This window comes from Butyrivibrio proteoclasticus P6B7 (assembly GCF_000622085.1).
Lineage (GTDB): Bacteria > Bacillota > Clostridia > Lachnospirales > Lachnospiraceae > Butyrivibrio > Butyrivibrio proteoclasticus_A.
Map to the genome: position 1 here is coordinate 38,866 of NZ_JHWL01000009.1, position 20,610 is coordinate 59,475.

At 41.3% G+C, this 20,610-nt stretch carries 17 protein-coding genes; all 17 read right to left on the reverse strand.

Features of this window, described 5'->3' with window-relative positions; translation table 11 throughout:
* Positions 1 to 65: 65 nt before the first annotated feature.
* Complete coding sequence (gene ruvA / locus T541_RS0107860; protein ID WP_026652193.1) at positions 66 to 686, reverse strand: Holliday junction branch migration protein RuvA; 621 nt, start codon at positions 684 to 686, stop codon at positions 66 to 68.
* Positions 687 to 748: 62 nt separating this feature from the next.
* Positions 749 to 2,230 (reverse strand): hypothetical protein, encoded by a 1,482-nt coding sequence (locus T541_RS0107865; RefSeq protein ID WP_026652194.1) that lies wholly within the window; start codon positions 2,228 to 2,230, stop codon positions 749 to 751.
* Between the two features lie 56 nt (positions 2,231 to 2,286).
* Positions 2,287 to 3,264 (reverse strand): hypothetical protein, encoded by a 978-nt coding sequence (locus T541_RS0107870; RefSeq protein WP_026652195.1) that lies wholly within the window; start codon positions 3,262 to 3,264, stop codon positions 2,287 to 2,289.
* Between the two features lie 19 nt (positions 3,265 to 3,283).
* A complete protein-coding gene (locus T541_RS0107875) occupies positions 3,284 to 3,742 on the reverse strand; it encodes a hypothetical protein (RefSeq protein WP_026652196.1) in 459 nt (152 codons plus the stop codon).
* 46 nt (positions 3,743 to 3,788) lie between these two features.
* A complete protein-coding gene (locus T541_RS0107880; RefSeq protein ID WP_026652197.1) occupies positions 3,789 to 4,526 on the reverse strand; it encodes a hypothetical protein in 738 nt (245 codons plus the stop codon).
* Positions 4,527 to 4,910: 384 nt separating this feature from the next.
* Positions 4,911 to 5,942 carry a branched-chain amino acid aminotransferase gene (locus T541_RS0107885; protein WP_026652198.1) on the reverse strand — a complete coding sequence of 344 codons (1,032 nt, stop codon included), beginning with the start codon at positions 5,940 to 5,942 and terminating at the stop codon, positions 4,911 to 4,913.
* A gap of 153 nt (positions 5,943 to 6,095) precedes the next feature.
* Entirely contained in the window at positions 6,096 to 7,508 is a 1,413-nt protein-coding gene (locus T541_RS19145) for an AI-2E family transporter (RefSeq protein WP_051538155.1), read from the reverse strand.
* A gap of 37 nt (positions 7,509 to 7,545) precedes the next feature.
* Positions 7,546 to 8,367: an Mrp/NBP35 family ATP-binding protein gene (locus T541_RS0107895; protein ID WP_026652199.1), complete on the reverse strand. Its 822-nt coding sequence runs from the start codon at positions 8,365 to 8,367 to the stop codon at positions 7,546 to 7,548.
* 57 nt (positions 8,368 to 8,424) lie between these two features.
* Entirely contained in the window at positions 8,425 to 9,414 is a 990-nt protein-coding gene (locus tag T541_RS0107900) for a glycosyltransferase family 2 protein (RefSeq protein ID WP_026652200.1), read from the reverse strand.
* Positions 9,415 to 9,557: 143 nt separating this feature from the next.
* Positions 9,558 to 10,046 (reverse strand): 3-isopropylmalate dehydratase small subunit, encoded by a 489-nt coding sequence (leuD, locus tag T541_RS0107905; protein WP_026652202.1) that lies wholly within the window; start codon positions 10,044 to 10,046, stop codon positions 9,558 to 9,560.
* A gap of 34 nt (positions 10,047 to 10,080) precedes the next feature.
* Complete coding sequence (gene leuC, locus T541_RS0107910; RefSeq protein WP_026652203.1) at positions 10,081 to 11,352, reverse strand: 3-isopropylmalate dehydratase large subunit; 1,272 nt, start codon at positions 11,350 to 11,352, stop codon at positions 10,081 to 10,083.
* Positions 11,353 to 11,456: 104 nt separating this feature from the next.
* Complete coding sequence (locus T541_RS0107915; protein WP_026652204.1) at positions 11,457 to 14,000, reverse strand: YfhO family protein; 2,544 nt, start codon at positions 13,998 to 14,000, stop codon at positions 11,457 to 11,459.
* Positions 14,001 to 14,111: 111 nt separating this feature from the next.
* Positions 14,112 to 15,140: a ketol-acid reductoisomerase gene (gene ilvC, locus T541_RS0107920; protein WP_026652205.1), complete on the reverse strand. Its 1,029-nt coding sequence runs from the start codon at positions 15,138 to 15,140 to the stop codon at positions 14,112 to 14,114.
* Between the two features lie 106 nt (positions 15,141 to 15,246).
* Positions 15,247 to 15,750 carry an acetolactate synthase small subunit gene (gene ilvN, locus T541_RS0107925; protein WP_026652206.1) on the reverse strand — a complete coding sequence of 168 codons (504 nt, stop codon included), beginning with the start codon at positions 15,748 to 15,750 and terminating at the stop codon, positions 15,247 to 15,249.
* Positions 15,751 to 16,093: 343 nt separating this feature from the next.
* Positions 16,094 to 17,911: a zinc ribbon domain-containing protein gene (locus T541_RS0107930; RefSeq protein WP_155839481.1), complete on the reverse strand. Its 1,818-nt coding sequence runs from the start codon at positions 17,909 to 17,911 to the stop codon at positions 16,094 to 16,096.
* Positions 17,912 to 18,418: 507 nt separating this feature from the next.
* Complete coding sequence (ilvN, locus tag T541_RS0107935) at positions 18,419 to 18,901, reverse strand: acetolactate synthase small subunit (RefSeq protein ID WP_026652208.1); 483 nt, start codon at positions 18,899 to 18,901, stop codon at positions 18,419 to 18,421.
* A 77-nt stretch (positions 18,902 to 18,978) separates the two neighbouring features.
* Positions 18,979 to 20,607, reverse strand: a complete 1,629-nt coding sequence (gene ilvB / locus T541_RS0107940; RefSeq protein ID WP_026652209.1) for a biosynthetic-type acetolactate synthase large subunit — start codon at positions 20,605 to 20,607, stop codon at positions 18,979 to 18,981.
* Positions 20,608 to 20,610: the final 3 nt, after the last annotated feature.

A 20,610-nucleotide genomic window follows, 5' to 3' on the forward strand; every position in this document is an offset into this window, starting at 1 on the left:
GTTTCATTGTTTCAATCATGTTAATAATCCAATGTAATTCGAAACAGATTATTATATCTATCTGATCAGAACATCTCTTTAAGAGCAAGCTTAAGAAGTGCCTCTGTGTCCTCTGCTGCATCCGGATTAGCTGAAAGAACCTTGCGGACAGCCTTAAGGGCATCGCCCTGATTGTAACCAAGGGCAACAAGCGCTGCCACAGCCTCATCTCTGGCAACATTGGCACCATCGCCATCAAGATCAGCCACAGATACACTGGCTGTGCCCAGCATGTCATCTTCTGAAACCTTGATCTTGTCACGAAGTTCTAAGGTGATTCTCTCTGCAGTTTTCTTACCAATTCCTGGTGCCTTGGAAATAGATGCGCTGTCACCTGCCATAATGGCAAATCTAAGGTCATCCGGTGACATCACAGACAGAATGGAAAGACCGCCCTTGGGGCCGATTCCATTGACAGTAATAAGCATTTTAAAAAGATTAAGCTCGTCCTTAGACAGAAATCCAAAGAGGTTGAAAGCATCCTCTTTGACATTAGTATAAGTGTATAGCTTAACGACCTCGCCAATCCCCGGCATGCGGTCGTAGGTAGATCCTGATATAGCAACGTTGATGCCAAAGCCGTTCACATCAACTACGGCGTTGCCTTCCTCGATGCTCTCTAAAATTCCATTAACATATGCTATCAAAGCATTCCCCTCCAACAAAAATTCGTGTACCAAATATATGATACACGAATATTTGTTTGGTTTCAATATGTAAGACCTAGTTCCTGCTTGCGCTCTTCGATCATATTATCGATGTCTTCGCCCTTGTGGATATCGTATCCTGCACCTGTCATGGTCTTCATGAACTCTCCATTTGGATCATAGAGATTATCTTCATCAACAGCTCCTGCTTCTGCATCCCAATAAATCATTCTTACATAGCAGTTTTCAAGCCAGGAGTCCTCATCAAAATAGTAGAATTCAAACTCAACGCCATCCCAGGTATCCTCATCAACTTCAATCTGGTGTTCATCTGCAAGAAATTCGCTGGCACTTATACATAAAACGCATCTATACAGGAATACATAATCCGCATTTTCATCCAAATAGCCATATCTATCCATATAGCCATAATATCCAACTCTTCCACCATCTTTGGTGTGACCCAACTCGTCAATCTCTGCCCAGATCTTTTCGCCTTCTTCTGCGTAGTACTTTATCCTAAGGCCATCAGAGTACTCTTTTATCACGAAGTTATAATATCCCATGCCTGCAAGAATTCTAATGCACAGTTCATACTCTCCGTCATTACCGCAGTCAATATACTTATAGCTCTCTATGGCAGCATAATCACTGTAGCAATTCTCATCTAATATATCGCAGATATCTTTAATTGACAGTTCTTTTCCCTCTTCGCACTTAAATCCTGAATACTCCCCCATCAGAGACTGTGGAACACAACACTTCGCCACTTGATATCCATTTAAAAAGCTAGTGTACATTCCAGTTGTATCTCTTTTATCCTCGATGTACTCATGATTAAAGGAACGATTTATATTGTCCATGGTAATATCAGTAAACCAGAACAATTTATCTGGAAAAAGGGAGATATACTTGCCATACTTTTCATATGAATACTCTTCTACTATTGTAGCCTTATTATCTTCTATGGTGATCACATACCATGCTTTGGATGCTTCATCGGCTTCTTCATTTTCCTTGAAGCTAAACCAGGTAATAAAAGTCTCATAATCTACAGGATAATAGGCGTTTGCAAGATATAAATCCGGGCCTCCCTGAACTTCATTAAGAGCATCAATATCCATCTCAACAAGGTTATTGTCTTTATCCACCTCGTATATATGATTTTCGGAAGTAAACTCCTTCTCGTTATACATTGAACTAACTATCTCAAGCCAGCCATCATTATCAAAGTCCGTTACTGCATAGCATACTCCGTCAAAAGAGCTATCTACTTCAGTTTCCCATACATCTCTATTATCATAGATTATCTGCCCCTGATCTATAACGCCAGAAGCCCCCGCTGAGTCATCTGACTCCTCTGATGCACTGTCAGAAGCCTGATTTGATGCATCCTCAGATGAATCCACATCTGACGTTGCACCTGAAACAGCATCCACATCTTCAAAGCTACTGATAAAATCCTTGATTGATCCACATCCTGACAGTAATGTGGCTGATATAGTTGTTGCCATAAGGATGGCTATTATTGAATTTCTTTTCATTATTTTTCTTTCCAAGTATATTTCGTATACGTATCGTCAATTGGTTCTAAACTAACTCACTTAAGAGTATGTGGCTCAAAGCACTTATAGAGCACTTTCGCTGTGCCGCCACAGATATTTATTGCCAGGTACTTGTCGCCACAATTCCCTTCAACATAGCCCTTATAGTTATCATCAGGGCCATAGAATATTGATTTCTGAGTAATATAAAGAAGCATATCGCTCTCATCACCATCGCGATGAGTAGTCCAGAACTCCACATATGGAGGATAGAATTCAAATTCCACCTTCTCCTCTCCGTCCTGAATTTCTGCCATAGGGAGTCTGTGCTCATCAAGATAAACTCTGATGGTCACAACATCCATATTATCTCTATAGTAGCTGTAGGTTCCAACAAAGTCCTTAAGATCAGGGTATCTGTGAATCCAATATTCATCGCTATCAGTCATTACGCTATCGCCATTGTTGTCGCATATATTAAGATGTAATGAACTGTCACCTACCTCAATAGTTCCAGTGTAATAATCTGAGTTATATTCAAGAACGCCATCACTTACATATGTGGCTGTTCCCTCATCGAAAACACTTCTATAGCTGTAAAGCTCACAATAATAGGTACCATCCAGCTGCTTGATCAGATTACAATAAGCATATGGGATGTTGGTGCCCTGGTTGTCTTCATAAATACCGCTATAATCCAGCTTACCATCATTAACCTCTTCATAGGTCAGATCTTCTTCAAAAAGCACCTCAACCCATGGATCATCAATAGTTGCCTCTCTGTAATCCAAAGAGAAATCATCCTCAGCTACATCTGCACTGTCTCCATCCGCTTCTTCATCATCCTCAGAAGTATTGTCCTCTGCAGATGAATCCTCCTCGGCGTTTTCCTCATCTATCTCACTATCACTAACTTCAGCCGTACTCTGAGTATCACTTGCTTCATCAGAGTCCTCTCGCAGGTTAAAAGAAACACAGCCAGATAAAGCCATGGTCGCAGCCAATATTATTGCAATTACACTTTTTCTTTTCATACTAATATCATCCTTCCACTTACATAGTACAGATCCAGAATCTTATAACATTCCCATCAAGCCACATTCTGCCTGTAAATCCATCCGGCATATAATCTTTAGAAAAGTCCTCTGAATACTGCCAGTCGCCCTTCCTCTCAGTGATGGTCCTTACTTCAAACTCGTATTTTTCATCCTCAGTCCACACATAGCTGCTCTCATACTTTTCCGCCATTTCATCAGAAAGAACTATGTATCCCTGATAGATATAGTCAGAAGGTCCCACAGCCAGCCTATCATTTCCCGCAGGAACGATCTGCTCAAACTCAGTGCTCTCGATACCCTCAAGGTCAGGAAACAGCTTTTTTGCCAGATCCACCTCATCAATCAGCACAACCTTATCGTTGCTGTGGTCAGCCTTTCCAGTACTTCCACCGGCACATGCACTAAGTGCAAGACACGCAACTGCCATGCATAAAAGAACTTTCAATTTTTTCATAACACATCCTCCTTTGACACACCATTTCCGCCTTCAAGAGCCAGACTTATTTTAAAAGAGCTAAAACATCTTCATAGGACAAATATCTAAAGGGCTCGCTTGGATACTGTGCATACAACTCATCAATCTCATCCTCTGTAAGCTCTGTATCGCCGTCCATATAAACCTTCTGATCTGCCTGATCGTAGTACTCTTCATCCGCTTCACCTTCATCATACTTGCCATTACCGTTAGCATCATAATATCTAATGCTGTAAAGGGTATGAGTTGGTTCATCGTCAAAAGAGCTATCTCCTTCCCAAACATAAGTATACATGATAAGATCGCTTGCTCCAGCACTTCCATAAGCAGTCAGGGCATTCCCTCTTTCCACATAACAATACTCCACCAGAGAGCCCAGACCGAAAGGACCGCCAAATATAAGCTCTGCTTCTCCCTCCTGGTACCTGTAAAGAGCCATAAAACCTCCCCTTAAAGTCACCAGCTCAGGCACATCGTCATCATCCAGATACACAAGGTCATATTTGCAGCCATACATGGCTTCTTCATCTTCCTCGTGCTCCTCCTCTATGATCTCCCTAAATACTTCCTGCCAATCTTCTACATTAGTCTCATCATCTGTATCATCGTCATCTTCAGCATCTTCATCTTCTATATCTTCTGATCCGTCACTACTCTCTACGCTGACTTCCTCATCTGATAAATTCCACTGAATACCAAGCCCGCTGCATCCAGTCAGCACCATAGACATAGCACACAGTAATATAACAATCCTTTTCTTCACTTACAGATTCCTCCAAATATAATCATCCCCGAAATCCATACCCCAATTCCGTAGAAAACCATCTACATAATATACAGATAAAGACCCAAAAATGTTGCAGAAAAATATAAAGATACAATCCAGAAAAACAAACGCCAGAGAAAGCCCCTGCCAAAAGGCATATTTGGAGATTTCCACCTGGGCCAAGGGGCTCTAAGCCTTACAGATGCGAGACATTTGCACGAGTGAGTAAGATGCACAGAAAAAAATCAGATAGATGTCGATTTCTATGAGTAACACGAAATGAGACATCTATCTGATTTTTGATGATGCAGATTACCACGAGTAAACGCGAGCAGATGTAAGGCTTAGAGCCCCAAAAGCCCCGTGGAAATCCCAAATACCTTATTCGATTACGTGGATCCAGCCCTCGGGAGCTTCTACTGTGCCCATCTGGATACCTGTGAGGGTGTCGTAGAGCTTCTTGATTACAGGGCCCATCTCCTCCATACCACTTGCGAAGCAGATCTCCTTGCCGTGGTCATTGATCTTACCAACAGGGCTGATAACAGCAGCTGTTCCGCAAAGACCCATCTCTACGAAGTTCTCAACCTCTGAAAGCTTAACAGGTCTCTCCTCAACATTAAGACCAAGGATATCTCTTGCAACAGTTACGATTGATCTTCTTGTGATAGAAGGAAGGATTGAATCTGTGTGGGACTGTGGTACTACAAGTCCGCCTTCCTTAGTTACGAAAATAATGTTAGCTCCACCAGTCTCCTCGATGTAAGTACGTGACTCAGCATCAAGATATACATTCTCTGCAAAGCCCTCTTCATGTGCTGTAACGATAGCATGAAGTGACATAGCATAGTTAAGACCAGCCTTGATATTACCTGTTCCGTGTGGAGCTGCTCTGTCAAAGTCAGAAATCTTAACAACGATTGGCTTAGCACCGCCCTTAAAGTATGGTCCAACAGGTGTTACAAAGATTCTGAACTGATACTCATCAGCAGGCTTAACACCGATAACATTGCCTGTAGCGAACATAACAGGTCTGATGTAGAGAGTAGCACCGCTTCCATAAGGTGGAACCCAATCCTTATTGGCAGCAACAACTTCTTCAACAGCCTTGATAAATCTATCTTCTGGGAAAGGAGGCATCTCAAGTCTCTTAGCTGAATCTACCATTCTCTTGGCATTGAGATCAGGTCTGAAAGTAACAATCTTGCCATCCTCTGTCTCGTAGGCCTTAAGTCCCTCAAAACACTCCTGAGCATAGTGAAGAACGCCGGAATCCTCGCTTAACACGACTCTTGAGTCCTCTGTAAGAGTTCCCTCATCCCACTTACCATCCTTGTAGTTGGAGACAAATCTCTTATCAGCAACCATGTAACTAAATCCAATATTTGCCCAATCCAAATTCTTCTTGCTCATAACTTCTCCTCACTTTTTTCATATTACTTTAGCACATCAAAGCACTAATAAATTCAATTATAATCCAATAAAATCGTCCGTCAAGAGTACAAACTTACTGACGGACGATTTTTTATAACTTGATCAATATTAATCTTTTCTAATCAATCTTGATTATTTCTTTTCACCATCCACCTTGTCATCGGCCTTCTTCTCTTTCTTAGCGCCAAACTTAGGCAGATTCTTAAGCTTGAAGACCTTCTTAAATGTAGATGTGTGGCTCCTTGAGTTGAACTTGGTGTTGTTCTTATCGCTAAGAAGCTTATACTCTGACTCCTCTATATAAGCCAGATCATCATAATCTCTTGTATTAGTACTAAGTCCCTTCTGGATCAGGAGCTTATTTGTAATCCTTGAAACCAGTGCATAGAACACCGCAAAGATTGGAACTCCCACAAGCCATCCAACGATTCCCCAGATTCCGCCAAAGAACGTAATAGCAAAGATAACCCAAAAGCTTGAAAGTCCTGTAGAGTTACCAATGATGGCAGGTCCAAGGATATTGCCGTCAAACTGCTGCAGAATAATAACAAAGATAAGGAACACCAATGCCTTAATAGGATTGATCATTACCAGCAAAAGAGCTCCCATTCCGCCACCAATATATGGTCCAAAGAAAGGAATAATATTGGTAACACCAACAATAACTGCAATCAGCACTGGATATGAGATTCCAAGGAAAAGACATCCAAAGTAGCAGATAATTCCAATGATAAGAGAATCAATAAGCTTACCACCAATGAATCCTTGGAATGTATTGTTCACAAATCTAAAGCCGCCGATAAGCTCGTTGGCAAAATCCTCTTTAAACGCAGCATAGCAAAGCTTCTTACCCTGAGTTGTAAAGGTCTCTTTAGAATTAAGAATATAAATAGCAACGATAAAGCCAACGATGAAATCAAAGAGCACCTTGATAACCCCAAGAAAGCTCTGGGAAGCCACCTTAAGGACCTTGGAATAAGCCTTGGCATCTGTGGGAATAAGGGGCATAAGCTTCTTGGTAAGGAAATCACTTAAGTTCTCGTAGTAAGCATCCAGCTGTGAATCCACAAAGGATTGAAGATCAGGGTTATTAGCCAACAGGTTGTTGGAATAGATATCAACCTGTCTGATATATGAAGGAAGATTTCTATTAATCTCCTTGATACTGCTGATTATCTGAGGAATGATGATACTGAACAAGCTGTAAAGGATATAAAAAAAGATAACCATAGTAATCACGATAGCAATCTTCCTCATCTGGGATCTTTTCTTTTTATCAGCCCCTGCAGATCTTGAAACATCAAATCCAAGCCTCTTATAAATAGGCTCCAGAATCATAGTCTCAATTCCTGTTAAAAGAGGAATCAAGAGATATGCAATTATGGCACCCACGATAATTCCTGACAGGGCGTCCACCACCGTATTGAATCCGGAAACAATAGTCTTGGTATTAAAAATCACATAGTAAGATAGCATCAGACATATTGCCAGGATGAATATGGTCATTGCCCATGTTACCTGATTTTTCTCTGGTCTCATTTTCATAAAACACTACCACCTCTAAAGAAATTGACTAAAACTATTATTCCTTGATAAGTCCATCAAGAACATACACAAGGCTGTCCAGATAATCATTCTCCACATCCTCAGCCTTACCAGCATCGATAAGACCAGCAATCTTAGGATCAAGAGGAATACGACCCAGAATATCGATTCCCTTTGAAGCTGCATAGCTCTCAATCTTACTCTCACCAAAGATATTGATAGGCTCTCCACAATGTGGACAGCTCATATAGCTCATATTCTCTACAATTCCAAGTACAGGAATATTCATCATATTGGCCATGTTAACAGCCTTCTCAACGATCATTCCTACAAGCTCCTGTGGAGTTGAAACAACGATGATTCCGTCTACAGGAAGAGACTGGAATACAGTAAGAGGTACATCTCCTGTTCCTGGAGGCATATCTACGAACATGAAGTCCACATCTCCCCAGTTAACATCAGTCCAGAACTGCTTAACGATTCCTGCGATAACAGGACCTCTCCAGATAACTGGATCCGTCTCATTATCCATAAGCATATTAAGGGACATAACCTTAAGGCCGCCCTCTGTAACAGCAGGTAAAAGACCTGTCTCATCTGCATAATTAGCTTTGCCGATTCCAAACATCTTAGGAATTGAAGGGCCTGTGATATCAGCATCCATGATAGCTGTCTTATAGCCCTTTTTATTCATTGCAACAGCGGAAAGACCTGTAACAAGGCTCTTACCTACGCCGCCCTTACCGCTTACGATTCCAATTACTTTTTTAACATGTGAGTGTTCTGAAAGATTGACTTTAAAGCTGTCCTCCATCTGCTTCTTAAAGTCTTCTGGTTTCTTGCCGTGTCCGTTTGCCATTACTACTAAATCTCCGTTTCATATTTCTTTTTAATAATCACATAAAAGAGCTATCTATCAGATATCTCTTGTGTAGATATTCTCTGCCTTAGCCCTGTCCTTATCATCAGCTACATAGTCCTGAATAATAAAGCGTGGCCTGCTCTTAACCTCAAGGTAAATCTTGCCAATATACTCTCCTATAACTCCAAGAGAGATCATGATAAGTCCGCCAATTGCCCAAACAGAAACAAGGGTTGAAGTCCAACCTGGCTCTGTATGGCCATAAAAGTGAACTGCAATACTATAAATAAGTGCAATAATACTTATAAAGAAAATAAAGAATCCAAGGCTTGTAATAAGCTTGATAGGCTTAGTACTAAGGCTTGTGATACCTTCAATCGCAAAGCTAAGCATCTTCTTAAGAGGATACTTACTCTCTCCTGCAAATCGCTCTGCTCTCTCATAGTAGACAACATCGGTGTTAAAGCCCACCATAGGCACAATTCCTCTAAGGAAAAGATTAACCTCTCCAAAATCAGAAAGGGCCAGAAGGGCACGTCTGCTCATAAGTCTGTAGTCAGCGTGGTTGTAAACAGTCTTACCGCCCATGCTGTTGATCAGCTTATAAAATGACTCGGCTGTGAATCTCTTAAAGAAAGTGTCTGTAGCTCTTTTACTCCTGACACCATAGACAATATCAGCGCCTTCATTGAACTTATCCACCATCTCATCAATGGCATTGATGTCGTCCTGAAGATCTGCATCCAAAGAAATGGCTGCATCGCAGATATCCTTAACAGTCATAAGGCCTGCTAAGAGAGCGTTCTGATGTCCCATGTTCTTAGAAAGGTTAATGCCCTGGAATATCTCATTTTCCTCATGAAGCTTTTTGATTATGTTCCAGGTCTCATCCTTGGATCCATCATTAACAAATAGAACCCTGCTATCAGAAGAAATCTTACCGGAAGCGATAAGCTCTTTAACCTTGGCCTCGAGACGCTTAGAGGTCTCTGGTAAAACTTCCTGCTCGTTGTAGCAAGGAACTACACAAAATAATCTATTCATATAATCCTCCAGATTAGAATTTACGCACTTATACAATAATAATATATCACTGATTTAAGTTAAAGCCAAAAATAAAGAGTGCAAACTTTGAAATTTGCACTCTCTTATCTCACGACTTAAAACATAACCCAGCGAAAGTCTCATCAATTGGCGTTTATATAATTGATAAGTCCCTCAGAGTCAATTATCTTTTGCATGAACTCAGGAAATGCCTGACCCTTAAAGGTCTTACCTGTGGTCTCATCTGTGATAAGACCGGAATCAAAATCGATACTTACAACATCGCCAGCCTTGATAGCATCGGCAGCCTCCTCACATTCAATGATTGGAAGTCCGATATTGATGCTGTTTCTGTAAAAGATTCTTGCAAAGCTCTTAGCTATTACGCAGCTAACACCAGAAGCCTTGATGGCAATTGGAGCATGCTCTCTTGATGAGCCGCAACCAAAGTTCTTGTCAGCAACAATAATATCTCCAGCCTGAACCTTAGAAGCAAAGTCAGCGTCGATATCCTCCATGCAGTGCTTGGCAAGCTCCGCATGATCTGTAGTATTAAGATATCTTGCAGGGATTATTACATCAGTATCAACGTTATCACCATATTTAAAAACTGTTCCTTTTGCAGCCTTCATATTACACCATCCTTTTCTTAGCTATTTGTCAGTATTAAAGCCCCAATTCTGAAGGCTGTGAGAGTTTACCAGTAACAGCACTTGTAGCAGCAACTGCAGGTGATGCAAGATAAATCTCTGAATCTATAGCTCCCATTCGTCCAACAAAGTTCCTGTTGGTGGTGGATACGCATCTCTCCTTGGAAGCAAGGACGCCCATATATCCGCCAAGACATGGTCCACAGGTAGGTGTAGAAACGACGGCACCGGCCTCGATGAAAATCCTAAGAAGACCCTCTTCCATGGCATCCATGTAAATCTTCTGGGTTGCAGGGATCACGATACATCTGACTCCCTCTGCAACGTGATGGTCTGTAAGGATCTCAGCAGCTATTCTAAGGTCATCGATACGACCATTTGTGCAGGATCCGATAACAACCTGATCAATCTTGATATCATCGATATCATCAAAGGTATGTGTATTCTCTGGAAGATGTGGGAATGCAACTGTAGGCTTAAGCTGACTTAAGTCAATTGTGTACTCCTCGTCGTAGATTGCATCCTCATCTGCCTCATAGACAGTGAACTTCTTACCTGGCGCATGCTCCTGCATGTAAGCAAGGGCCACATCGTCAACAGGGAAGATACCGTTCTTACCGCCAGCCTCAATTGCCATGTTAGCGATTGTAAATCTGTCGTCCATAGTAAGGTTCTTAATGCCCTCGCCCACGAACTCCATAGATTTATAAAGAGCTCCATCAACACCGATCATACCGATGATATGAAGGATCACATCCTTACCACTTACCCACTTGGATGGCTTACCAACGATGTTGAACTTGATAGCAGAAGGAACCTTGAACCATGCCTTTCCTGTTGCCATTCCAGCTGCCATATCGGTAGATCCAATACCAGTTGAGAATGCTCCCAAAGCTCCGTAGGTACAAGTATGTGAATCTGCACCGATGATCAGATCTCCAGCCACTGTAAGACCTTTTTCTGGTAAAAGAGCATGCTCAATACCCATCTGTCCAACTTCAAAATAGTTAGTGATCTTATTTCTTACTGCAAATTCTCTAACGCACTTGCAGTTCTCTGCTGACTTAATATCCTTGTTAGGAACGAAGTGATCAGGAACAAGAGCAATCTTATCTTTATCAAATACACCCTTCTTACTGAACTTCTCCATTTCCTTGATTGCAACAGGGCTTGTGATGTCATTGCCAAGAACAAGGTCAAGATTTGCCTCAATAAGCTGTCCTGCCTCTACTTTTTCAAGTCCTGCGTGGGCTGCCAGTATCTTCTGGCTCATGGTCATTTGGCTCATACTGTCATACTCTCCTAACTTTTCATCAATAATCTATGCATAAATATAACATAATGAACTTCGGCAAAACACATAACAAATTTAATCGTTTTTCTTGATCTATATTAATATTCTTTTTTACTGATCATGACTGTTGCAAATCCGTAGATAACAAGAAGCATAAGGCCAGTTACGCTCATGACAAGACCAGATTTAAAGCCCTCTGGAGTGTATGTAACTCTGATCTCATGAACTCCTCCATAAACAGGAATAGCCATAAGTCCGTAATCTGCTGTAAGGATAGGCGTATCAACTCCGTCTACAGTACAGCTAAAGCCCTTTGTATTAGGCACTGAGAAGAATACCAAAGTGCTGTCCTTAAGAGCTGCTGTTGTTGCGCTAAAGCCATAGGTATCAGGCTCAAAGGAAGTGCAGGCTGTAGCCTTTCTCTTGGTACACTCTGCTGTAAAGTTCTCATAAGTAAATACATCTGAAGTAAGATCCTCGGCTGTAAGCTCATCCATAGCCAGAGAATCGCCGTATTTAAGGGCATCCTCATCTGAGATTATAAGAACTCTTGAAAGATCCATATCGTGATCCTTGATCTCAAGATCCTCCCACTCAGACTCTGTAATGTAGTAGTCGTAGGCAAATCCCATAGGGATGTAGTTGAGGTTCTCAAATACGTCAAAGCCGTCCTGAGAATTGATAAAGTAATACCCTTCTGTACCTTCTCCCTTCTCATAGATTCTGTTCTTATTAACGCTGGCATTTTCGAAGTAATACCTTGCAGAAAGAATCGCTTTAAGACCAACTCTGTCTGTTGGGATATTGGTCTCAACAGTTCTTGTGATATCTCCTGTTCCCTTCAGGAAATCAAAGATTTCAGAAGGCACAGTACTAAGGAAGCAGTGGATTGAAGGAATTCCCCAGACCATATCGTAGTTGGTGGAGGTACTGTCCACTTCGCCCCTTGCAAAAGAGCTGTCATCTACATAAACCTTATTAAAGAGCATCTGCTCCTGCCACATCTTCTTACCCTTGTCAGTAATGATGGTGCTACTGTTCTTAACTGGTACGAATGTAGCAACGATGCAGGCGATTATAGTAGCAAAAAGGAAAATCCTGTCTCTAACTGTAGGTCCGGCATTCTGTCCTGCTCTTCTAATGAATTTCTTAGGAATAGCAAACACGATAAGAAGAAGCATAAGGCAAAGAATTGCTGTTCCCAGAACTCCTCTTAAGAAGATGTACTTGTTCTCTGCCATCTTCATATAAACAACCTTGCCGTTGTCGTCTGTTGATGGGATAAAGTACACTGCCACGAAGAAAAGGAAAAGTGAAACTGCAACAATTACACCCTTCTTGATCTGAGGAGTATTGCCTCTCTCCAAAGCCTTGGCTGTCATAAGGCACATAAGAAGCACAGGCATGTAGAACCATCTTGCATAATATGAGCTGTTAAACATAGAGAAGGAAGCGTTAAGTACAGGGATAGCTGCAAATACAACGCATACCTTGAACAGATCCTTCATCCAATTTTTCTTTTTCTTGTTAAGAAGGAAGAATGCAACAACGCCAGATACACCAAACATTGGAATATAGGCAGCAAGAGACGCATTCTTAACTGTTGTTGTGTAAAAGAGAGTTCCCTTACCGATAATATCTGTGATCATGGAAACACTCTTAAGAATATCCCAGAGAAGCTTCTCACTAGGATATACAAAGATGTTGTAGCCATTTATAAAGTTATCAAGACGGCTGTTACCCTGAATTCCAGCATAGGCCTGCATAAGGAAAAAGCCTGCTAAAAGAACTCCGAACACGCCACCAAACAACGCTCTATTGAACATTCTAAAGGAGTTCTCAAGCTTGTTGTATCTAACGTATCTAACAATGAAGTAGATAATAAGGAACAGAACCTGACCAAAGAAGAAGTAATAGTTGATGATAGACATAATTGCAGTCATCAGGGCAAAGAGAATAAATCTTTTGCCACCAGGAACAAACTTCTTATTAGTGTTCTGATCATCAAGAGCCATGAGATTATCAAAGGCTAAAAGGAACAATGGGAAGAAGCATACTGAGTCTGTAAAGTGGTTAAACACGATGTTGCAGGCATTAAAACCAGAGAAGGCATAAAGGAAGCCTCCGATCATGGCGTAGATATACTTATTAACATGCTTCTTAAGATAAAGATATGCTGTGCATGAAGCTGTAGCATACTTAAGAGCCATCAGAAATGGCATAAGGTATGGAATGGTACTTTCATTAAACAGTGTTGTGATCCAGAAGAATGGACTTCCCCAAAGATAAAAAGCGAAGTCACCAAACATAGTTCCGCCAAGATCCGCATTCCAGTTCCAGAAGAACTGTCCGCTCTTAACTGCCCTGTGGGCAAGAATATAGAATGGAATCTGCTGAACGTTATAGTCTCCATAATAGAAGAATGGAAGTCCCCTTGAAATCAGAATAGGAAGAATAGAGAGGACATACATAAGAAAGCCGCCAAAGAACATTATAACGGGAGTATAATAGCTCTTTCTCTTACTTGCCTTCTTGACCTCTTTAGATACAGCCTCATCTCCTGCCCTTTTATTCTGAGCATCATCCTGGCTGCTGGAAATTTCTCTTTCAATAATAAATTCGTTCTCGCTTGATTGACTCATTTAAACCTCGTAAATAATATGAATATTTTCTTCTCTCACTCAAAAAGAGTGCCACCTTATCAGATGACACTCTTTAATATTAGCCTAATTCATAAACATTTTCAACGAGGCTTAATTGTTGATGAGCTTATCAGACTCGTTGTTCCAGCTGTAAAGCTTTCTGATCTCAGCACCGATCTTCTCTGATGGATGCTCAGCATGGAGCTTACGCATAGCCTGGAAGTGAACCTGTCCGCCAGCCTCTGACATATCAAGAAGGAATTCCTTAGCGAAGGTTCCATCCTGGATGTCTGAAAGGATCTTCTTCATTGTCTTCTTAGTCTCGTCTGTGATGAGCTTAGGACCTGTTACATAGTCACCGTACTCAGCTGTGTTAGAGATAGAGTATCTCATTCCAGCAAAGCCTGACTGATAGATAAGGTCTACAATGAGCTTCATCTCATGTACGCACTCGAAGTATGCGTTTCTTGGGTCATAACCGGCCTCAACAAGTGTATCGAAACCAGCCTGCATAAGAGCGCAAACACCGCCGCAAAGAACAGCCTGCTCACCAAAGAGGTCAGTCTCTGTCTCTGTTCTGAATGTTGTCTCTAAAAGACCAGCTCTAGCTCCACCGATTCCAGCACCATAAGCAAGTGCAAGATCAAGAGCCTTACCTGTAGCATCCTGCTCAACAGCTACAAGACAAGGTGTTCCCTTACCAGCCTGGTACTCAGAACGAACAGTATGTCCAGGAGCCTTAGGAGCGATCATAGCTACGTCTACATCCTTTGGAGCCTTGATAAGACCGAAGTGTACGTTGAATCCGTGAGCGAACATAAGCATGTTGCCTGGCTGAAGGTTTGGCTCGATGTCTTCTTTGTACATCTTAGCCTGCTTCTCATCGTTGATAAGAATCATGATGATATCAGCCTTCTTAGCAGCCTCAGCTGTTGTATAAACCTCAAGTCCCTGAGCCTCAGCCTTAGCCTTACTCTTAGAACCCTCGTAAAGACCTACGATTACCTTGCAACCTGAATCCTTAAGGTTAAGTGCATGAGCATGGCCCTGTGAACCATAACCGATAATAGCAATTGTCTTGCCCTCAAGTAATGATAAGTTACAATCTTCCTGATAAAAGATACGTGCTTCCTGTGACATAATGTTTTTCCTCCGTTTTCTAATCTGTTTCTATATTAATTTTGAATTCTCAAAATCATATACGTTACTAATGCTATTAATTAGCTCCTGTTAAAAGAGCTATCTCTTACTCGTCCAGATATACAACCTTGTCAGTTCCTCTTCCAAGGCCTGCGATACCTGTTCTTGCAAGCTCTAAGATCTCGTGGCCTTCAAGAAGCTTAATGAAGGCGTCAATCTTGGACTGGTTACCAGTGATCTCGATAATAAGTGAATCAGGGCTTACATCTACGATGTTACCTCTGAAGATATTGGCTGTAGCAAGGATTCCCTGTCTCTCATCCGGTGTACATCTAACCTTGACCATAGCAAGCTCTCTGTAGACAGAGTCATCTGGCTTAAGTTCATGAATATCGCGAACGTCCACAAGCTTAGCCACCTGCTTCTCAATCTGCTCAAGGATCACATCATCACCTGATGTAACTATAGTAATTCGTGTGTATCTGGGATCTGCTGTAAGACCGGCTGTAATACTATCGATGTTGTATCCTCTTCTTGAAAAAAGACCTGCAATTCTTGAGAGAACACCCGATGTATTATCAACCAATAATTGAAATACTTTTTTTTGCATATTTTAGCTCCCCTATCAGCTCGTAATCCAGTATTTATCACTATACTTTTACACTTTAAAGTGTGATGTATTTCTTGCTTTTTTAACTGGATTTTTGTGCCTTTTTGATGTTGAATCAGCCCTAAAACATAACTAATTTAAAACAAATTATACCACGGGAGAGATTTGTGTCAACAATTTTCTTTTGCACTTTAAACTCTCATTATTTTACAGTACTAAAGTGAAAAATTAATAGTTCTTTTTACATGATGTAATCCATTCTTAGTTATATCTCTATATTGTTCTTAGAGACATGCAAAAAGCCAGGCACTGTCCGTGTCTGGCTTAGCATATTCATATTATATTACTCATCTTTATCTATAGGTATCGTTGTTCCAAATATTCTAAGGAACAGATCACCATGTGTATCTTCAAAGACCATGCATGCTCCATACCTGGCATCAAGATGTTTAAATCCATTGTAGTTATCATAGGCAAGCTCAATTGTACTCTTGCCACCATTTACCGAATAGAGCTCTAGGTCCTTTCCAAAATAGAACATATCCTCATAGGGCTCATAATCAAGGTCAGGCCATATCTTAAGGTCCTCTTCTATAAGTTTAAGCTTGCCATCATCGAAAGAATAAACATTATTCTTCATGCTGATGTAAACAATAGACATATCCTTGTTAGATTTAATGTACGTAACAGGCGCTTCCAGATCATCGTAGTTATCTACGTGAATGTCCTTTCCTGTAACTATCTGACGCATCAGCTTGTTATCTCTAAGGCAAAGGACTTCAAGCTTGTCCTTGGTTACGCTAAGGCATCTCTTATCCAGAGTTAAGTAATTGAGGATTACAACATCCTCAGCCTTATCGTAGAACCAATAAATCTCATCTGAACAGTTAATGGCAAAAGGAACAAGCTCTGTAAGAGTTGAATAGTGAACTCCATAACAGTAATCGCTCTTTTCTACAAAGTCTCCCTCAGAAAAATGGATTTCATCCCCATAGAAATCCGAATCAAGAACTTTGCTCTTCTCCATCTCTTCACTAAAGAAATGAAGACTGTTATAGCCATAGGCGAGAATTTCTCTACAATCGTAAGACACAATCAGCGTTGTGTCAGGCTTCTCATCGATGACCCTTATATCGCCATCAGCCATACTCAGGTAATAAAGAACATCTTTTCCATCTACAGAGGCCTTAAAGAAGCCCCTCTGTCCGTCATCAGAAAAAGCTATACAATCATAATCACCGGCAAGAAGCTTAGTCTTTTCGCCGCTTTTATCATATGAAACCATAGCATCCATGCCATATTCATAATACACAACATACTGACCGTCGTTGGAAATCGCGCAGTTCTCGATATGATAACAACTATCTGAAACAAGAGTAGCCTCGCCATTAGCTATATCGTAGTAGTAAAGCGATGTTTCATCTTTCTTTTCGTATATGATATATCCACCATTCTTATTGATGATGGCTCCATCCACACCTTCTGCAACAACTTTATACTCAAGACTTGCATCAATGTAATAGCAGGTTCCGTTCTCTACAACAACAGCCTGGCTGTGATCAAAGGTATCATCATAAACCCACTCTTTATATGAAGCCAGCCATTTATCAGAACTATAGAACTGGTCATTGTACTCACCCTTGCTGTTGATGATCATTCCATCGAAACACACTATGGTTGTAATATCCTTCTTGCCAACAAGAGTATCCAGAATGTTAGAACCACCACTATTTCCAGAGCTAACTGTATTCCCAGAACCACTTGTACTTCCTACGCTTCCTGTTCCTCCAGCTCCAAAGCTTCCAAGTATTGCCTTCACAATAACAGCAACAATTCCCGTACCAACTAATGCGATCGCCAGGATTGCAAGAATTGGTAAAAGAACTGACTTCTTCTTGGATTTACTATTTGGAGTAGTTGGAGGTAAAGCCCTATTAGCTTTATTTGAAGCCTGCATAACGCTCTCTGGCACAGGTGTATAAGAATAGTTATTCTGACTGCTCTTATTATTGCTAGCATTCAAAAAAGAGCTAGTATTAATGCTACTAATATCAAAGTCAGCTCCTATCTCCTCATGTGCCGGTGCTCCGCATACGCTACAGTACTTCTGACCCTCTTCTATTTTATTCCCACATACATTACAATATATATTCTTCATCATTAACCTTCCGTTGAGCTTATTATCAAGAAAACACTGCATTTGCGCCAATATGTAGATTTACTATTTTGTCGTAATGCCAGAGTGATTATATCATAGAAATAGTTTCCAAGCCAAAATACAGAGAAATGCGCGTCTTTCTCATTTTTTCTGTACACTTTAACGGATATAAGCACACATATTATCAGCATGTTGGCTATAACTTGCTTTATGCCATATATAGCATGCGTTTTATCACTATATCATCAATAAATACCATATTCCCAGAAACCAATACAGAAAAATAGAAGGATCCCTTGATTTTTCTGTGTTTTTCAGAATTCGGAGTCAAGAACAAGATTCACTTCCAGGTGCACGACGAAACAAGCGACAAAAAGAGCCATAAAAACCGCAAAAACCGGGCGTCATGGTTTCCCATGAACGCCCGGGGCTCAAATTCACTGTACTCTACACCATCAGTAGACATGCCACACACTTACTGCCAGCAGTCACAACACGCATTAACTACACTCACTGCTCATTACACTTAGTAAGGGCCACAGTTCCAGTGCGCGCGATCTCTACTATGCTGACACTCTTTAGCATCTCGATAAAGAGCTCAATTCTTTCGGAGGTGTCACAGATCTGGATGACCATCATGTTCTTGGACATGTCAACGATGTCAGCCTTCATGATCTGGCAGTTCTCCATGATGTCACGACGGTTCTCCTTGTTGTACTTGACCTTGATGAGCATAAGCTCGCGGTTGATACTCATGCTCTCTTTAAAGGTCTTAACCTTGATAACATCTATCTTCTTGTTGAGCTGTTTCTCTATCTGCTCAATGGTTCTCTCATCACCACTTGAAACAATGGTCATGCAGGATACGCTCTTATCAGCAGTCTCACCAACAACCAGAGAATCGATATTGAAGTTCCTTCTTGAGAAAAGACCTGCTACCTTGGAAAGTACACCTGCTCTATTTTCTACTAGTACTGAGTATATTCTCTTCATCTGGGGCTCCCTTTTCAAATCATATTTAAACAAATCTATTACGATCAGTAACTTTCACTATCATTAACCATCATCCATCAGTATTTAACCAGATCCATAGGATCCACGCTAACTTCCATGATGCAGGAAGAATCATCCTTAAGGAACTCATCTAAAGCCTTCAGGATATCTGTATCTCCGTCCACCTTCATGTAGCCCATCTTGTAGGCCTGGGCAATCAGTGAAAGATCAGGATCATCTGAAAGCTGAACCATTGAATAGTTGTCGTCATAAGCATAGTGCTGATGCTCTCTTACCATTCCAAGGAATCCGTTCTTCATAACAACAATCTTTACATTGACCTTGTACTGCTTCATGGTAGCCAGCTCCATAAAGGACATCTGGAAAGCACCATCTCCGATCACAGCTACCACCTGTTTCTTAGGAGCAGCCATCTTGGCACCCATGGCAGCTGGAATGGAATAGCCCATAGTCCCCATACCACCAGAGGTAAGGAATCTGCCATTCTTAACGATGTGATAAGCACAGGACCAGATCTGGTTCTGGCCCACATCTGCCACATACACAGCATCATCCTTCATCTTAAGAGACAGCTTAGTAATAAAGTCCTTAGGATCCACATATTTACCAGTGGAAGCACTTCTTAGTGACCCCATGCTACTCTTATAGCCCTCAAGCATCTTAAGCCACTCAGAATGATCATCTGCATGGTTATCATATTTAAGGAATTCCTCAAAAATATGCTTAATATCTCCAACAAGAGGAATTGTAGGACCAACATTTTTACCGATCTCAGCAGGGTCGACATCAATGTGGACCATTACCTTGTTCTCTGTAATAAGGTCAGGTCTGTTCACCGCTCTGTCAGCAACTCTTGCTCCAACCATGAGAAGCAGGTCTGACTCATTCATTGCCCTGTTAGCAAAAGGCTGTCCGTTGTTGCCCACCATTCCAAAGCAAAGAGGATGCTCAGTAGGCATAACACCAATACCCATCATGGTAGAAACAACAGGCACCTGATTAAGCTCAGCAAACTTCCTGATCTCCTCTGTGGCACCACTAAGGTGAACACCGCCGCCAACACAGATGATAGGCTTCTTAGCCTTCTCAATTTCTTTAATAACCTTCTTGATCTGGGCCACATTACCATGAACAGTAGGCTTGTAGGATCTCATGGAAATAGACTCAGGATATGCAAATTTTCCAGATAACTCAGCCATCTGAACATCATAAGGAATATCAATAAGTACAGGGCCTCTACGACCAGTGTTGGCAATATAGAAGGCCTCTTTAAATATCCTTGGAAGGTCGTTAACATCTCTAACCAGGTAGCTGTACTTAACAAAAGACTCCACAGCTCCTGTAATATCAGCCTCCTGGAACACATCACTGCCGATCATGTCAGAATTAACCTGACCTGTGATGCACACAAGAGGAATACTGTCCGCATAGGCAGTAGCTATTCCTGTTATAAGATTAGTGGCACCAGGACCTGATGTGACGGCGCAGACTCCAACCTCACCGCTTATTCTGGCGTATCCGCTGGCACAATGAGCTGCATTTTGCTCAGTCCTAATAAGAACAGTCTTAATATCTGTCTTAAGAATGCTGTTCCAAAATGGATCGATCGCAACTCCAGAATAACCGTAGATTACTTTAACCTTTTCTTTTTCAAGACACTTTACTATCGCCTCTGCACCAATCATTAA

Excerpts from the sequence above, each read along its gene's own strand:
- T541_RS0107895 (WP_026652199.1), bottom strand. The coding sequence starts at position 8,367 with ATGGCAAACGGACACGGCAAGAAACCAGAAGACTTTAAGAAGCAGATG.
- leuD (WP_026652202.1), bottom strand. The coding sequence starts at position 10,046 with ATGAAGGCTGCAAAAGGAACAGTTTTTAAATATGGTGATAACGTTGAT.
- T541_RS0107930 (WP_155839481.1), bottom strand. The coding sequence starts at position 17,911 with ATGATGAAGAATATATATTGTAATGTATGTGGGAATAAAATAGAAGAG.
- T541_RS0107915 (WP_026652204.1), bottom strand. The coding sequence starts at position 14,000 with ATGAGTCAATCAAGCGAGAACGAATTTATTATTGAAAGAGAAATTTCC.
- leuC (WP_026652203.1), bottom strand. The coding sequence starts at position 11,352 with ATGAGCCAAATGACCATGAGCCAGAAGATACTGGCAGCCCACGCAGGA.
- T541_RS0107875 (WP_026652196.1), bottom strand. The coding sequence starts at position 3,742 with ATGAAAAAATTGAAAGTTCTTTTATGCATGGCAGTTGCGTGTCTTGCA.
- T541_RS0107885 (WP_026652198.1), bottom strand. The coding sequence starts at position 5,942 with ATGAGCAAGAAGAATTTGGATTGGGCAAATATTGGATTTAGTTACATG.
- ilvC (WP_026652205.1), bottom strand. The coding sequence starts at position 15,140 with ATGTCACAGGAAGCACGTATCTTTTATCAGGAAGATTGTAACTTATCA.
- T541_RS19145 (WP_051538155.1), bottom strand. The coding sequence starts at position 7,508 with ATGAAAATGAGACCAGAGAAAAATCAGGTAACATGGGCAATGACCATA.
- T541_RS0107900 (WP_026652200.1), bottom strand. The coding sequence starts at position 9,414 with ATGAATAGATTATTTTGTGTAGTTCCTTGCTACAACGAGCAGGAAGTT.
- T541_RS0107865 (WP_026652194.1), bottom strand. The coding sequence starts at position 2,230 with ATGAAAAGAAATTCAATAATAGCCATCCTTATGGCAACAACTATATCA.
- T541_RS0107870 (WP_026652195.1), bottom strand. The coding sequence starts at position 3,264 with ATGAAAAGAAAAAGTGTAATTGCAATAATATTGGCTGCGACCATGGCT.
- ilvN (WP_026652206.1), bottom strand. The coding sequence starts at position 15,750 with ATGCAAAAAAAAGTATTTCAATTATTGGTTGATAATACATCGGGTGTT.
- ilvN (WP_026652208.1), bottom strand. The coding sequence starts at position 18,901 with ATGAAGAGAATATACTCAGTACTAGTAGAAAATAGAGCAGGTGTACTT.
- ilvB (WP_026652209.1), bottom strand. The coding sequence starts at position 20,607 with ATGATTGGTGCAGAGGCGATAGTAAAGTGTCTTGAAAAAGAAAAGGTT.